General features: G+C 69.3%; 12 protein-coding genes. 2 read left to right on the plus strand and 10 right to left on the minus strand.

Annotated elements, in window-relative coordinates; translation table 11 throughout:
- Nucleotides 1–73: 73 nt before the first annotated feature.
- The 7 genes from OG194_RS30945 to OG194_RS30975 form a co-directional block, all read right to left on the minus strand.
- Nucleotides 74–709, minus strand: coding sequence for a superoxide dismutase (locus OG194_RS30945; RefSeq protein ID WP_327404071.1), 636 nt, complete (start codon nt 707–709; stop codon nt 74–76).
- 75 nt (nt 710–784) lie between these two features.
- Nucleotides 785–1,675 (minus strand): TauD/TfdA dioxygenase family protein, encoded by an 891-nt coding sequence (locus tag OG194_RS30950; RefSeq protein ID WP_327404072.1) that lies wholly within the window; start codon nt 1,673–1,675, stop codon nt 785–787.
- 12 nt (nt 1,676–1,687) lie between these two features.
- Entirely contained in the window at nt 1,688–3,022 is a 1,335-nt protein-coding gene (locus tag OG194_RS30955) for an LLM class flavin-dependent oxidoreductase (RefSeq protein ID WP_327404073.1), read from the minus strand.
- A 147-nt stretch (nt 3,023–3,169) separates the two neighbouring features.
- A complete protein-coding gene (locus tag OG194_RS30960) occupies nt 3,170–3,904 on the minus strand; it encodes an ABC transporter ATP-binding protein (protein ID WP_327404074.1) in 735 nt (244 codons plus the stop codon).
- Nucleotides 3,880–4,764 (minus strand): ABC transporter permease, encoded by an 885-nt coding sequence (locus tag OG194_RS30965; protein ID WP_327404075.1) that lies wholly within the window; start codon nt 4,762–4,764, stop codon nt 3,880–3,882. Before OG194_RS30965 ends, OG194_RS30960 begins: the two co-directional genes overlap by 25 nt.
- The gene (locus tag OG194_RS30970) at nt 4,761–5,831 is read right to left on the minus strand and encodes an ABC transporter substrate-binding protein (protein WP_327404076.1); all 1,071 of its coding nucleotides are present in this window, start codon (nt 5,829–5,831) and stop codon (nt 4,761–4,763) included. The genes OG194_RS30965 and OG194_RS30970 overlap by 4 nt, the downstream gene beginning before the upstream one ends.
- Before the next feature lie 263 nt (nt 5,832–6,094).
- On the minus strand, nt 6,095–7,294 hold the full coding sequence (locus tag OG194_RS30975) for an ROK family transcriptional regulator (protein WP_327404077.1): 1,200 nt from the start codon (nt 7,292–7,294) through the stop codon (nt 6,095–6,097).
- Nucleotides 7,295–7,744: 450 nt separating this feature from the next.
- Between OG194_RS30975 and OG194_RS30980 the strand changes: the two genes are divergently transcribed.
- Nucleotides 7,745–8,326: a biotin transporter BioY gene (locus tag OG194_RS30980; RefSeq protein ID WP_327404078.1), complete on the plus strand. Its 582-nt coding sequence runs from the start codon at nt 7,745–7,747 to the stop codon at nt 8,324–8,326.
- Here OG194_RS30980 and OG194_RS30985 read toward each other — a convergent pair.
- On the minus strand, nt 8,310–9,635 hold the full coding sequence (locus OG194_RS30985) for an FAD-binding oxidoreductase (protein ID WP_327404079.1): 1,326 nt from the start codon (nt 9,633–9,635) through the stop codon (nt 8,310–8,312). The genes OG194_RS30980 and OG194_RS30985 overlap by 17 nt on opposite strands.
- A gap of 132 nt (nt 9,636–9,767) precedes the next feature.
- Complete coding sequence (locus OG194_RS30990) at nt 9,768–10,508, minus strand: LPXTG cell wall anchor domain-containing protein (protein WP_327404080.1); 741 nt, start codon at nt 10,506–10,508, stop codon at nt 9,768–9,770.
- Between the two features lie 248 nt (nt 10,509–10,756).
- Here OG194_RS30990 and OG194_RS30995 point away from each other — a divergent pair, with 248 nt between their 5' ends.
- The gene (locus OG194_RS30995) at nt 10,757–12,769 is read left to right on the plus strand and encodes a serine/threonine-protein kinase (RefSeq protein WP_442811811.1); all 2,013 of its coding nucleotides are present in this window, start codon (nt 10,757–10,759) and stop codon (nt 12,767–12,769) included.
- A gap of 19 nt (nt 12,770–12,788) precedes the next feature.
- On the opposite strand, the gene OG194_RS31000 is transcribed toward OG194_RS30995, so the two are convergent.
- Complete coding sequence (locus tag OG194_RS31000) at nt 12,789–14,231, minus strand: amino acid permease (RefSeq protein WP_327404082.1); 1,443 nt, start codon at nt 14,229–14,231, stop codon at nt 12,789–12,791.
- Nucleotides 14,232–14,392 lie beyond the last annotated feature (161 nt).

Genomic DNA, 14,392 nt, shown 5'->3' on the forward strand with positions numbered 1-14,392 from the left:
CTCGCGGGGGCCTTCCGCTCCATTCGCCCGCCCGCGTGAAGGGTGAGAAGACGATCACGAGGCGGGACGCTTCCTACCCGGGGATGATCGTCCGGCGGGACCTCGCCGCCTCGTAACGCCTCGCCACGTCCTGCCAGTTGACGACCGCCCACATCGCGTCGATGAAGTCGACCTTCTGGTTCCGGTACTGGAGGTAGAAGGCGTGCTCCCAGGCGTCGAAGACGAGGAGGGGGGTCGAGCCCTGGCCGACGTTGCCCTGGTGGTCGTAGACCTGCTCGACGATCAGCCGGCCGCTCAACGGCTCGTAGGCGAGGACTCCCCAGCCCGAACCCTGCGTCGTCGCGGCGGCCTTGGTGAGCTGGGCCTTGAAGCCGGCGAAGGAGCCGAAGGAGTCGGTGATGGCGTCGGCGAGGCCGCCGACGCCATCCGCGGCCAGCGGTTCGCCGCCGCCGTCGCCCGTCATGTTGTGCCAGTAGACGCTGTGCAGGATATGGCCGGAGAGATGGAACGCCAGGTTCTTCTCCAGGCCGTTGACCGACCCCCACCGCTCCTTGTCGCGTGCCTCCGCCAACTGCTCCAGCGAGTCGTTGGCTCCCTTGACGTACGCCGCGTGGTGCTTGTCGTGGTGCAGCTCGATGATCTCGGGGCTGATCACGGGGGCGAGCGCGGAGTAGTCGTAGGGCAGGTCGGGCAGCGTGTAGACGGGCATGGCGGATCGATCCCCTTCGAGCCTTGTTGCACATAGGTTGCAACTACAACCTATCAGCGAGAAGGCTCTGTGTGGCTACTCCGCCACCGACGTGTAGTGCGACGCGTCCCCCTCGATCGAGTAGCTCTCCTTGCCCTCGATGCCGGTCGGGATGTCGCCGGCGACGGTGACGCGGTTGAGGCGGCGGGGCTGGTCGTCGTAGTTGTCGATGGCGTAGTGCTGGGTGATGCGGTTGTCGAAGAGGACGAGCTGGTTGGGGGACCAGCGCCAGCGCAGGATGTTCTCGGGGCGGGTGACGTACGCCTGGAGGAGGTCCAGGATCTTGCGGGACTCGCCCGCCGACAGGCCGACGATCCGCTGCGCGAACCCCCCGATGAACAGGCCGCGTTCACCGGTCAGCGGGTGGACGCGGACGACCGGGTGGACCGTACGGAACTTGATCGACGTGAACTGGGCGCGCTGGGCCGCCTTTTCGTCGTCGATCGACTCCTCCGGTACGGCGTAGTCGTAGTCGTTGGTGTGCTCCGCCCAGAGGGTGTCCGCCAGGACGCGCAGCGGCTCGGGCAGGTCGCGGTAGGCCGCCGCCGAGCTGGCTATCAGGGTCTCGCCGCCGTACGGCGGGATCGTGATGCTGCGCAGGGTGCTGGCCTGGGGCGGGTTGAGGACGAAGGTCACGTCCGTGTGCCAGTGGTTGGCGCGACCGCGCTCGCTGTCGACGGGCAGGACGTTCGGGGCGCCGTCGACCGCGGGCACGGTGGGGTGCGCGGTGGTGAGGTCACCGAAGTGGCGGGCGAAGGCCTCCTGGCCCTCGTCGTCGAGGTGGACGTCGTCGAAGACCAGGGCCTTGTGGACGTTGAGGGCCTCACGGATCGCCGTCACCTGCTCGGCGTCCAGCGGCTTGTTGATGTCCACGCCCGACACGCGGGCGCCGATGTTCGCGGTGACCTTCTGGATCTCGATGGACATGGTGAAGTCCTTTCAGACGAGGGCGGGTTGGGCGTACTGGTTAGTGGGGCGGGGGAGGCCGTAGCGCTCCCGGAGGGTGGTGCGCGGGCCGTATTCCGTGCGGAGGAGGCCGCGGGTGCGGAGGAGCGGGACGACGTGGTCGACGAAGGCGTCCAGGCCGGAGGGCAGGACCGCGGGCATGATGTTGAAGCCGTCGGCGGCGCCCTGCGTGAACCACGACTCGATCGCGTCGGCGACCTGCTCCGGCGTACCGGCGAAGGTGAGATGCCCGCGCCCGCCACCGAGCCGGCCGATGAGCTGCCGTACGGTCAGCCGGTCGCGGCGGGCCAGTTCGACGACGAGCGTGTAGCGGCTCTTCGCGCCCTCGATGGAGTCCTCGGGAGGCAGATCGGCGGGGAGCGGGGCGTCCAACTCCAGGGTGTCAGGGGGTAGTTGGAGGAGTCGCTCCAAGCGGTCCACGCCGTGCGTGTACACGATGTGGTCCTCCAGGAGTCGTTCGTTGGCCCGCGCCTCGGCCTCCGTCGAACCGAGGACCGGGACGATGCCGGGCAGCACCTCGATGTGCTCGGGGTCCCTACCGGCCGCCGCCGTACGGGACTTGAGGTCCTTGTAGAAGGCCTGTGCGTCGGCCAGGGTCTGCTGGGCGGTGAACACCGCCTCCGCGTACCGCGCCGCGAACGCCTTGCCGTCCTCGCTCGAACCCGCCTGCACGAGTAGGGGGTAACCCTGCGGTGAGCGGGGGACGTTGAGGGCGCCCGCGACACTGAAGTACGTTCCCTGGTGACGCGGCGGGTGGATCTTCGCGTCGTCGCCCCACACACCGGCCGCCTTGTCGGCGACGATCGCGTCGTCCTCCCAGCTGTCCCAGAGCTTCAGGGCCACATCGAGGAACTCGGCGGCCCGCGCGTACCGTTCGGCGTGCGCGGGCTCGTGCTCCAGACCGAAGTTCCGGGCGGCCTCGGCACCGGCGGTGGTGACGATGTTCCACCCCGCCCTGCCGCCGCTGATGATGTCGAGCGAGGCGAACTTGCGGGCCAGGTTGTAGGGGGAGTTGTACGACGTGGACGCGGTGGCGATGAGGCCGATGTGCTCGGTGGCCGTCGCCAGCGCGGTGAGGAGAGTGAGCGGTTCCAGGGCGCCGGCGGGGCGTTGGGCGAGGTTGCTCCACAACTGGGGTCCGTCGGCGAGGAAGAGGGAGTCGAAGGTGCCGCGTTCGGCTGTGCGGGCGAGGTGTGTGTAGTGGTCCAGCTCGACGTGGGCGTAGGGGTTGCTCTCCGGGAGGCGCCAGGAGGCCTCGTGGTGACCGGTGTTCATGAGGAAGGCGTTCAGGTGGAGTTGGCGGGGCATGCCAGGTTCCTTAGGTGGGAGTTCCGGGTGCGTAACTTCAGCCCGTCCGGCGTTTGAGGACGAGGCCCCTTCAGGGCCGATGGGGGTCTGGGGGCGCAGCCCCCAGACGACGGCACGAGCAGCCGACGTTCACCAACCAGCGGACGCTCACCGGGAATCCGACGTCACACCGAGCGCCGCCAGCAACCGCTCCCGATACTCCGCACGCGGCACCTCGGGGTCGATCACCAGGTCCAGCCCGATCCGCCCCTCCTCCAGCACCAGCACCCGATCCGCAAGCACGATCGCCTCATCCACGTCATGCGTGACCAGCAGCACCGAGGGCCGATGCCGCTCCCACAACTCACGGAGCAGCACGTGCATCCGGATGCGAGTCAGAGCGTCCAGTGCCCCGAACGGCTCATCCGCCAACAGCAGTTCAGGCTCACGGACAAGTGAACGGGCCAACGCCGCCCGCTGCGCCTCACCCCCGGACAACTCGTTCGGCCAGGCACGCTCCCGCCCGGCGAGCCCCACCTCGGCCAGGGCCTCGCGCCCCTTCGCGGCGGCTTCCTTGCCCTCCGTTCCCAGCAGCACGTTGTCGAGAACCCGCCGCCACGGCAGCAACCGGGAGTCCTGGAACACCACCGACACCCGTTCAGGGGCGGCGAGTTGACCACTCCCGACGACCTCGTGGTCGAGCCCCGCGATGGCCCGCAGCAACGTGCTCTTGCCGGAACCGCTGTGCCCGAGCAGCGCGGTGAACTGCCCGGCCGGCAGATCGAGATCGATGTGGTCGAGGACCGTACGCCCGTCGAACGACCGCGTAAGCCCCCGGAGTTGAACCGCGGGAACTACAGGGACGGCGGTCGCGGTGGTCAGCTGCTGAGTGTGCGGCGCCATGACAGCACCCTCCGTTCGACGAGACGGACCGCGCTGTCGGAGATCAGACCGAACACGCCGTAGATCAGCAGGCCGACGAGGATGACGTCCGACTGGCCGTAGTTCTGGGCCTGGAACATCATGTAACCGAGGCCGCTGGTGGCGTTGATCTGCTCCAGGACCACCAGGCTCAGCCAGGAGCCGGTCACCCCGAGGCGCAGGCCCACGAAGAAGCCGGGCAGGGCGCCGGGGATGACGATCTGGCGGACGAACTGGAGCCTCGACAGGCCCTGGACCTCGGCCAGTTCGACGTAGCGGTGGTCGATGCCGGACAGCGCGGCGTGCAGGTTGAGGTAGATCGGGATGTAGACGACGATCGCGATGATGGCGATCTTGAAGGTCTCGCCGATGCCCAGCCAGAGGATGAACAGCGGGATGAGGCCGAGGGTCGGGATCGCCCGGTTGAGCTGCACGGTCCCGTCGATCAGCGCCTCGCCGATCCGGCTCAGCCCGGCGGCCAGGGCGAGGACGACACCGGCGGTGAGGCCGAGCGCGAAGCCGTAGGCGGCGCGTTCCAGCGAGGTCAGCATGTCCGTGGGCAGCGTGCCGGACGTCCACAGCCGGCCGGCGGTCCGCAACACCGTCCAGGGCGCGGGGATCGCGGCGGGGTCCAACTGCCCGGTGGCGGAGGCGACGGCCCAGAGGGCGAAGAAGAGGACGGGGCCTACGACCCGAGAGGCGGGCAGCCGTTTGCCGGGGGCGAGCCCGCGCCGCCGCTTCCTCCTCCGTACGGCCGTGCTCCCCTCAACTGCGGTCACCGGTACGGAGGTTGCGGCGGACGTGTCCGCGGTCCGGGACGTGGACGTCGTCACGGCGGTCACCTCCGGTACTCCGCCGCCACGGCCTTCGCCGCGATCCCCTCGAAGCGCCGGTCGAAGAGCGAGTCCACCGTGAACTCCTTCACGAAGCCGCCCTCCGCGAGCAGATCGGCGGTCTCCTGCTCCCACTTCACGGCCTCGTCCCAACTCGGTGGGAACAAGGGCTTGTTGGCGAGCGCGGTCACCGACTCGGCCTGCGCGAGCGTCAGGTTCTGCGTCTTGGCGTAGAACTCCTCGTTCCAGGCGTCCGGGTGCTCGTACTGCCAGACCTGACCCTGCGCCCACTGCGGGATGTACGCGGCGATCGCGGCCGCCTTCGCCGGGTCCGCCAGCACGGCGGACGGCGCCCACAACAGATTGAGCAGGTCTACGACATCGGTCGTGATCGCGCGGGCGCCCTTCGCCTCGTACTGCTTGAGGTACGCCGGTGCCTGGCTGTTGGCGAGCGGGGCGATGTCGACCTGGCCCGACTGGAGGGCCGTGAAGAACTGGTTGCTGGTCAGCGGGACCAGTCTCACCTCGTCGTACTTCAGCCCGGCTTCCTTCAACGCCCGCAGCAGTACGACGCCTTGGGCCTGGCCCTGCGAGAACGCCAGCTTCTTGCCCTTGAAGTCGGCGACCGTGCGGATGTCGCTGCCGGGCTTGGTGGCGAAGAGGTAGTTGGGCTTGCGGGTGACGTCGATCGCGACGATCTTCGCGTCGTAGCCCTGGTAGTGGGCCTGGATCGGCGGGATGCCCGCGTTGTTGGCGAGGTCCAGGGACTTGGCGCGGAACGCGTTGATGACATCGGGACCGGCGCCGATGTTCACCCAACTCGACACGGTGAACGGCAACTTGGGCAGTTTCGCCAGCTTGAACTGGAGCTGCTGGGTGTTCAGGTACGAGGAGATCTTCAGGCTCGTGCCGGACGGGACCTTCTCGGCGAGCGGGGCGGACAGGCCGGCCCCCGACTTGGCGGCCGCGGCACTGCTCGTGGCACAGCCGCTGAGGCCGGCGATGCCCGCTGCGGCACCGAGCACGGAGGTGAGGAAGAGCCGCCGGTCGACGCCGGGCGCACGGGAATGAGGCATGGAAGGACTCCCTGATCAAAAGTCGCGGGAACGCGGGAAGGCACGCGGAATTCACGGACGGGGAAAGACGGACCAGTCCGGAGAAAGAAATTCAGGCAGGATGAGACCGGCGCCCGGGGCGCGTCAACGGGTCAGCAACAAGAAGTGCGACAACTCATCTGCAGGCTCATGACCAGGATGTTCCCGGTCATGCGAGCCCCCTGTCAACATTCCGAGTTTCTGAATTAAATACGCCCCGGTGGAACGCTCGGTCACACACTGGGTCACACGCCCAACGGATCCCGGTACAGCACATCCAGCATCACCGAACCGCCCGCCACCGCCAGCACGGAATCCGGAAAACTCGTCGGCACGACAGCCGACGCCCGCGCGTCCCCGACCTCCTCGCGCAGCGCGCGCAGGCAGTCCTCCCGCCGTATGACACCCAGCTCGGTGACGACCACCGTCTCGGGGTTGAGGATGTCGAGCAGCAGCCCGACCGCCCGCCCCACCATCCGCGCCCGCTGCGTCAACAGCCTTATGGCGACCGGGTTTCCGCGCTCGGCCGCGGTCACGACGTGGGTCGGGTTCACCCCGTCGACGATCCCCGCCTCCCGGGCTCGCCTGCACAACGTCCGTTCGCTCAGCTCGACCTGGAGGCAGCCGACGCGTCCGCAGTCGCACGGTTCCGTGCCGCCGCGCAACGGCAGATGGGCGATCGCCCCGGCCTGCGAGCGCGGCCCGTGGTGCACCTCGTCGTTGGTGGCGAAGGCCGCGTCGACCACGTTGCCGACGAAGAGATGCAGCACGCTACGGCTGCCGCGGGCCCGCCCGAAGAGCCGCTCGCCGTTGACCAACGCCCTTGCGTGGCCGTCCACATGGACCGGCAACCCGGTGCGGGCGCCGAGCAGTTCGCGTACCGGCACGTCCCGCCAGCCCAGCAGCGGATGGTCGACGATGGTTCCGGAGTCCCGGTCGACCCAGCCGCCGGCGGCGACCCCGACACCCAGCGGGGTGGCCCCGGCCGCCTCCGTCAGCAGCGTGTCCAGCCCTGCGGCGGCCCGCGCCAGCACTAGAGACGGGTGGGTGCCGTCGTGCCCGATCCGCCGCTCGGCCACCACCCGCCCGCGCAGATCGAGCAGGGCGACCGTCGTATAGGGCACCGCCACATGGACTCCGCCCACAATGAACCGTGACGCGTCCAGGTCGACTGGCACATGGGGTCGGCCCACACCCTTCGAGCGCTGGGGTGTGGCGGACTCCCGTATCAGCCCGAGTTCGGTGAAGCGGGCGCAGTAGTCGGTGACCGACGCCGGGGACAGCCCGGTCAGCCGCGAGATGGTGGAGCGGGCCACCGGGCCGTGTTCCAGCACCGAGCGCAGGATGACGCTCGCGTTGGTGCGCCGCCGGTCACTGTCGGCGGCGCGCGGAACGGGGGAGTTGGGGGAGTGGGAGGCGAGAAGGGGTGCCGCGGTACGGGGCATGGGGAGCTTCCTCGGGAACGGGTCCGACAGTGCGCCGTCGTCTTGTGCCAGACGTCGAGGCGCACCGGATCCGCTCCGCCCGCCTCAGGGGCGGTAACAGGTCGCCGCGGCCTGGCGTCGCAGGTCGACATAGCGACGCGACGCGAAGTTCCGGGCCTGGGCAACCATGCGGTCGAAGCTAGCAAAACGGCCCACGGCTGCCCAGACGGTGACCGGTGTGCGAGACGGCACGGGTGCCGGTGTGCGAGACGGCGACGGTGCCGGTGTGCGAGACGGCACGAGGTCCGCGTGACCGGCATCACGCCGAGGCGCGTGTAACGGGCATCCTTTGTCCGGAGCCCACCAAGTCCCCGACGAACCCTTTGTCGAACGCTGACGGTGATCGGACCGAGGGCCCCGGGATAGCGTCACAAGGTCCCCTTGTACCCCCGTCAACCTGCGGAGTCCCCCTTGAGTACCGCCGTCGCCACCGCCCGCCCGGGCCAGGTCCTCGCCGACCTGCTGCCCGCCTCCCGCGTCCGGGACATCGCCCTCGTGCTCGGCGGCGCCGCGCTCACCGGCCTCGCCGCCCAGCTCGCCGTGCCCGTGCCGGGCTCCTCGGTCCCGGTCACCGGCCAGACCTTCGCCGCGCTGCTCGTCGGCACGTCCCTCGGCGCCGGCCGCGGCTTCCTCTCGCTCGCCCTGTACGCGCTGCTCGGCCTCGCCGGCGTGCCGTGGTTCGCGGAGGGCACCTCCGGGGGCGGCGCCTCGTTCGGCTACATCGTCGGCATGCTGCTCGCCTCCGCCGCCGTCGGCTCCCTGGCCCGCCGCGGCGCCGACCGCTCGGTGCTCCGCATGGCCGGCACGATGCTGCTCGGCGAGGCGATCATCTACGCGATCGGCGTCCCGTACCTGGCGCTGAGCCTCGACCTCTCGACGAGCGCCGCGCTCGCCGCGGGCCTCACCCCGTTCCTCATCGGCGACGCCCTGAAGGCGGCCCTCGCGATGGGCGCGACGCCGACCGCCTGGAAGTTCGTCAACAAGCAGAGCTGACAAGCCAGTTCCCGCGGAAGAGGTTCGCCGGGTCGTAGCGCGACGTGAGTTCGGCGAGCCTCTTCCGCGTCTGCGCGTCGTACAGCCCCTCGCTCCGATCACCGGCCCCGAACGCGAAGGTGACCGCCCGCCCGAGCGTCACGGGCGCGAGCAGCGCGAAGGCGGGGTCCAGTTGCGCACGGGCCGCCTCCCGCTCCCCGACCGCCAACATCCTTACCAGGAAGCGCCCTTCGCGATACGGCACCGAGTTCGGCGCGGCCTTTGCCAGCGCCCCGCCGAGATGATTGACCTGGACGACACACATGTCGGCCGCGTCCGGCCCTGCGAGCGACAACACCTCGCCCACCCGCGCCACATCCAGCTCGCTCACCACCGCGCTGTCCCCGTAGTACGCGTGCGGTGCGGGCGGATCACTGTGGATCGTGTGACTCTCGGAGTACGGCATCTCCCGCAACGAGTCCGCGAGCACCGGCCCGAACTCCCGTAGCGGCGCGACGAGTTGGGCACCCTCGTCACCCGTGCCGGTGTAGGCGACGCGCACGGAGAGCACGTAGCGCCCGCGCAGATGCGGCGGCAGCGCCGGGATGTCCGGGTACGGTACGGCGGCGAAGGACGAGGTCAGCTCGTCCGGTACGGTCCGCGTCCACTCCTCGTACGCCCGCAGCAGGGCCGTCGGATCGACCTCCCGCCCGTCGAAGGCGAGCGAACCGCCGTAGAGCCTCCGCACGGGGGCGAGACCGATCTCCAACTCCGTGACGACACCGAAGGCATGACCGGCGCCGAGCAGTGCCCAGTACAGGTCGGGCTCCGACTCCCTTGTCACCCGGCGGAGTCGGCCATCGGCGGTGACGACGTCGAGCGAGCGGACGTGATCGGCCGCGTATCCGAACTCCCTTGCCAGGATGCCGAGTCCACCGCTCAGCGTGTACGACACGGCACCCACGCTCGGCGCGGACCCGTTGAGGGGAGCGAGGCCGTGGGGTTCGGCGGCGGCCACGACCTGCCCCCAGCGCACGCCAGCCTGGACGCGGACGGTGCGGGCCGAGGGGGCGATACTCACCCCGTCCATCCGCTTCGTCGTGATCAGCACCCCGCCCTCCGAGCCACCCGGCAGCCCGTGCCCGGTGGCCTGGACGCCGACCGGCAGGTTCTCGGCGGCCGCGTACCGTACGGCGGCGAGCACGTCGTCGGCCGAGCGCGCGCCGTGGATCACGGCGGGGCGCTGGGTGAACCCGGTCTGGAAACCGGCGAGTTCCTCCTCGTAGCCGGGGTCGGTGGGGCGAAAGGTGAGCGGCTGTGTGTGGTTCATGGGGTCATACTGACCGCATTACCTGACATGTGCCGTCAGGCTTTCCGGCGAGAGTGAGAGTGAACGGGGGAGTGAACGGGGGAGTCAACGGGGAGGGCCGAGTGCTCCCGCTACCCGGCCCTCCCCCCTGCCCTAGCTTTCCGACGGGCGCTGCCCCGGCCGTCGTTGGGACCAGTACAGGCCCGCAGCACCCGCCGCGATCAACGCCGCGCCGGCCGCGCCCAGGGGCAGGACGTCGTCGCCGACCCCCGTCTTGGGCAGCGTGTCGCCGCCCGGTGCCACCGGCTTGTTGTCGGTGCCGAGCAGCAACGGGGTGGCCGGGGCGTTCGGCGACGGGTTCGTCGTGCCGAACGGGACCGGGCCCTGCTGCCAGAAGGTCTTCTTGCCGTCGGCGGACATCACCGGCAGACAGATCTTCCCGGCCTTGCTCAGGTCGTACGTCGCGTCGACGGCGTACGACTTCGACCTGCCCGCGGCGAGAGTGCCGACGGAGCACGTGAATCCGCTGTTCGAACCGGGCGGCAGATCCTTTTCGCCGATCGCCGAACAGCCCTGGACATTCGTGACCTTGAGGCCGTCGAAACCGACGACCAGGAGATGGAGATCTCCGCTCTCCTTGGTCCCCTCGTTCTTCACGGTGGCGGTGATCGCCGTCTTTTTCGAACCGTTGTCGACCGAGATCTTCTCCGGCAGGAGCGTGGTCAGTTTCACTCCCGCCGGAGCCGCGTCCATCGCCTTTCCGCCCTTGCTGCTCCCCGGTCCCTGGTCATCCGCCGAGGCGGTGAAGGAAAGGATCATCACCGCCGAGAAAGATGCCGTGAGCAGCGATCCTGTGACGGCTGTGGCCATGGCCGTCGCGCGACGAGAACTCATGTTCGTCCCCCTTGTGTTCCCCTGTATTTCCCTGCGACCGTGCCTGAATTCGCAGTACTTGAAGAGGTACCACAAGATTTCTCCGCACTATGCTGGTACGGCATGAAGTGTGACCATTGTGGGGGTGCGGCGGATTGCCGGGGAATATGGGAAATTCGGGGAACATGGGGAGCGGCGGTGCTCCGGGGCTATTGGTGACCGGACGCTATCGGCTGGTCGAAAGTATCGGCCAGGGGGGAATGGGGCGGGTGTGGCGAGCCGCCGACGAAATGCTCGGCCGGCAGGTCGCGGTCAAGGAAATGCGCATCGACGGCCTCGACGCGGAGGACACCCGCACCCGCCGCGAGCGCACCCTGCGCGAGGCCAGAGCGACGGCCCGCATCGACCACCCGAACGTCGTGCGCGTCTACGACGTCGTCGACGAGGGCGAACGCCTGTGGATCGTCATGGAGTTGGTCGCCGGGCGCTCCCTGGAACGCATCCTTGCGGACGACGGCGCGCTCGGCCCGCGCGAGGCCGCCCGTATCGGACTCGGCCTGGTGGCCGCCCTGCGTCAGGTGCACGCGGGAGGCGTCCTGCACCGCGACATCAAACCCGGCAACGTGCTCGTCGAGAGCCACGGCCGGCGGGTCGTGCTCACCGACTTCGGCATCGCCGCGATCCAGGACGCCACGGCGCTGACCGTGGTCGGCATGCTGGTGGGCTCGCCCGACTACATGGCACCCGAGCGGATCTCCGGCCATCCACAGGGGCCGCCCTCGGACATCTGGTCCCTCGGCGCGACACTGTGCGCGGCACTCGGCGGCCGCTCACCGTTCTCCCGCGACACAACACTGGCCACTTTGCACGCGGTTCTGTACGAGGAGCCTGAACTCCCTTCCGCTGCGGGCCCGTTGCGCGACATCCTCGCGGCGTTGCTGCGGAAGCAGCCTGCGGCCCGGCCGGGCTTGGATGAGCTGGAGCGGGCGTTGGTGCCGGTGACGTCTCTGCCGGAGGCCGAGGAACCCAGTGCAGCGGAAGGGGAGTTGACGGAGGAGCCAGGTGCCTATCAGGAGTCGCCCACCCCGGCCTTCCTGGAACCGTCAGTTGTTCGCGCGGCACGCGATCCCCGGGTCTACGATCCTGACCCCGTCCCCGACTCCCATCCCGTCGAGGACGCGATACCGACGCAGCGTCCCGCCGTAGAGGAACCGGCCTCCGCTGCCGAAGCCGCCTCCGAGCTGAGCTCCGAGGCATCGTCCAACAACTCCGGACGCGCTGCGCCACGTAGGACGGGCGTCTCCCTCGACCGCGCCGATCAGGGTGAGCGCGCCGAACAAGCTGAACCCGCCGCACAAGCCGAGCGCGGCGAAGAGGCTCAACTCGCCGAACAGGCCGCGGCGTTGACCGAGCGAAAGCCCGTGCCCCTCCCGGCCCACCCGCCGGCCCCGCGCCCGGCACCACCGCACCCCGGCCTTGGTCCCGACCCCGTTCGCGGCCCCCGGCCGGCCCGCTCGCCCCGCCGGGCTGCGCAGCGCCTCGCCCTGGGCCCCCACCCCGCCCGTCTGCCCCGTTCCGCGGCCCCGTCGCCCGGTGGTGAACTCCCGGGCCCCGCCCAGCCGTTCAGGCCCGAAGGGACCCGCCGCACCCGCCGCCGTACCGGACTGATCGCCGCCGCGGCCGTGGTGGTCGCAGGCGCGGTCATCGGGACGATCCTCGCGAACTCCGGTGGCTCGTCCAGTACTTCGTCCACTTCAGCATCGACCGACCCGTCCGCCTCCCCGTCCCCCACAGCCACGTCCCCGTCTCCGTCCGCCTCCCCGTCCCCCACAGTCGAGGGCACATCCCGCCCCCCGACCCTGCCCCCGGGCACGCATCGAGAGGCGGGCGGGTTCGCGTGGGCGACGCCCGACGGGTGGCGGCGGGATCTGAAGACGGGGGCCGAGGTGCACTACACGTCCCCCGACGGCACCCAGGAGCTCGTCGGCAAGTCGTCCCTCGCGCGCGGTGACCTGATGGAGACCTGGGAGGCCTCGGAGCGGAGCGCCCACCAGGGGCAGAGCTACCGGAAGATCCGCCTCGACAGGACGACGTTCCGCGGGTATCCGGCGGTGAGTTGGGAGTACACGTTCACGCTCAAGGGCGTCCCGTGGCACGCCCGGCTGCTCGGTTTCGACGAGGACGGGAAGTCGTACCAGATCAACACCTGGTACCAGCCGGGCGTGGAGACCCAGGCCCTGAAGACCTACGACAAGGTCAAGAACAGCTTCGTCGTGCTGTGAACGGCTTCGGCGAACTCCCTCAGCCCACAGACACCTTGTCCGTGTCGGTGTCCGTCTCGGCGGTCGTGACCCCCTTTCCGCCCCGCACCCGCTCCTTGATCACCGACACCGCCACGACCGCCAACGCGACCAGCAGGGACAGCAGAACGGTCGTACGGCCGCTGCTCTCGCCCTCGGTGTCGGTGAGCATGTAGCCGAGGACGAAGACGATCAGGGCGATCGTCGCCCAGGTCAGATACGGGTACAGCCACATCCGCACGACGAGCTTCTCGGGCGACTCGCGCTCGATGATCCGGCGCAGGCGCAGCTGGGACGCGCAGATGACCAACCACACGAACAGGGCGACCGCGCCAGAGGAGTTGACCAGGAAGAGGAAGACCGTGTCCGGGAAGGCGTAGTTGAAGAACACGGCGACGAACCCGAAGACGACGGAGGCGATGATCGCCGCCATCGGCACACCGCGGGACGTGGTCCGGGCGAACGCCTTCGGCGCGTCACCGCGGCCGCCGAGCGAGAAGGCCATGCGGGAGGCCGTGTAGAGGCCGGAGTTGAGGCAGGACAGCACCGAGGTCAGCACGATGAAGTTCATGATCTGGCCGGCGTGTGCGATGCCGAGGGAGTCGAGGGCGGCGACGTACGAGCCCTGCGCCTTGATCGACGGGTCGTTCCACGGGAGCAGGCAGATGACGACGAAGATCGAGCCGAGGTAGAAGACGCCGATACGCCAGATGACGCTGTTGGTCGACTTGGTGACCGCGCGCTGCGGGTCCTCGGACTCACCGGCGGCCAGCGTGGCGATCTCGCTGCCCATGAAGGAGAAGACGACCAGGAGTACGCCGGTCAGGATCGCGCCGGGCCCGTTCGGCAGGAAGCCGCCGTGGTCGGTGAGATTGCCGAGGCCCGCCTTGTCGGTGTGGGCGCCGGGCAGTACGCCGAAGATCGCCAGCGCGCCGACGACGATGAACGCGCCGATCGCCACGACCTTGATCCCGGCGAACCAGAACTCGAACTCGCCGTAGGAACCGACCGACACGAGGTTCGTGGCGGTCAGCACCACCATCACGATGAGTGCCCAGCCCCACTGCGGTACGGCCGGTATCCACCCTTCGAGGATCTTCGCGCCGGCGGTCGCCTCGACGGCGAGCACGACGACCCAGAAGAACCAGTACAGCCAGCCGATCGAGAAACCGGCCCAGCGGCCGAGCGCGCGGTCGGCGTGCGCGGAGAACGAGCCGGAGGTGGGGTTCGCGGCCGACATCTCGCCGAGCATGCGCATCACCAGCACCACGAGCGTGCCGACGAGCGCGTAGGAGAGCAGGATGCCGGGGCCCGCGGTCGCGATCCCGGTGCTCGAACCGACGAACAGGCCGGCGCCGATGACACCGCCGATCGCGATCATCGAGAGATGTCGGTTCTTGAGTCCTGCCTGGAGGCCGGAGCCATCAGTCATGGGGGCAGTCATGGGGGGAATTCCTTTACGCCGGTTGGGATGCCGGTGGGGGGTGCTCGTACGAGCGGCGTACGAGTCGGTCCAGTGAATCTGAGGTAAAGGAATTCCTGAACCTTTGAATCCAGATCGTTACTTGAGGTTTCCTTGAGGTTGCTAGGTGTTGCCTGTATTTA

Origin of the sequence: Streptomyces sp. NBC_01288 (assembly GCF_035982055.1) — a bacterium.
Classification (GTDB): Bacteria; Actinomycetota; Actinomycetes; order Streptomycetales; family Streptomycetaceae; genus Streptomyces.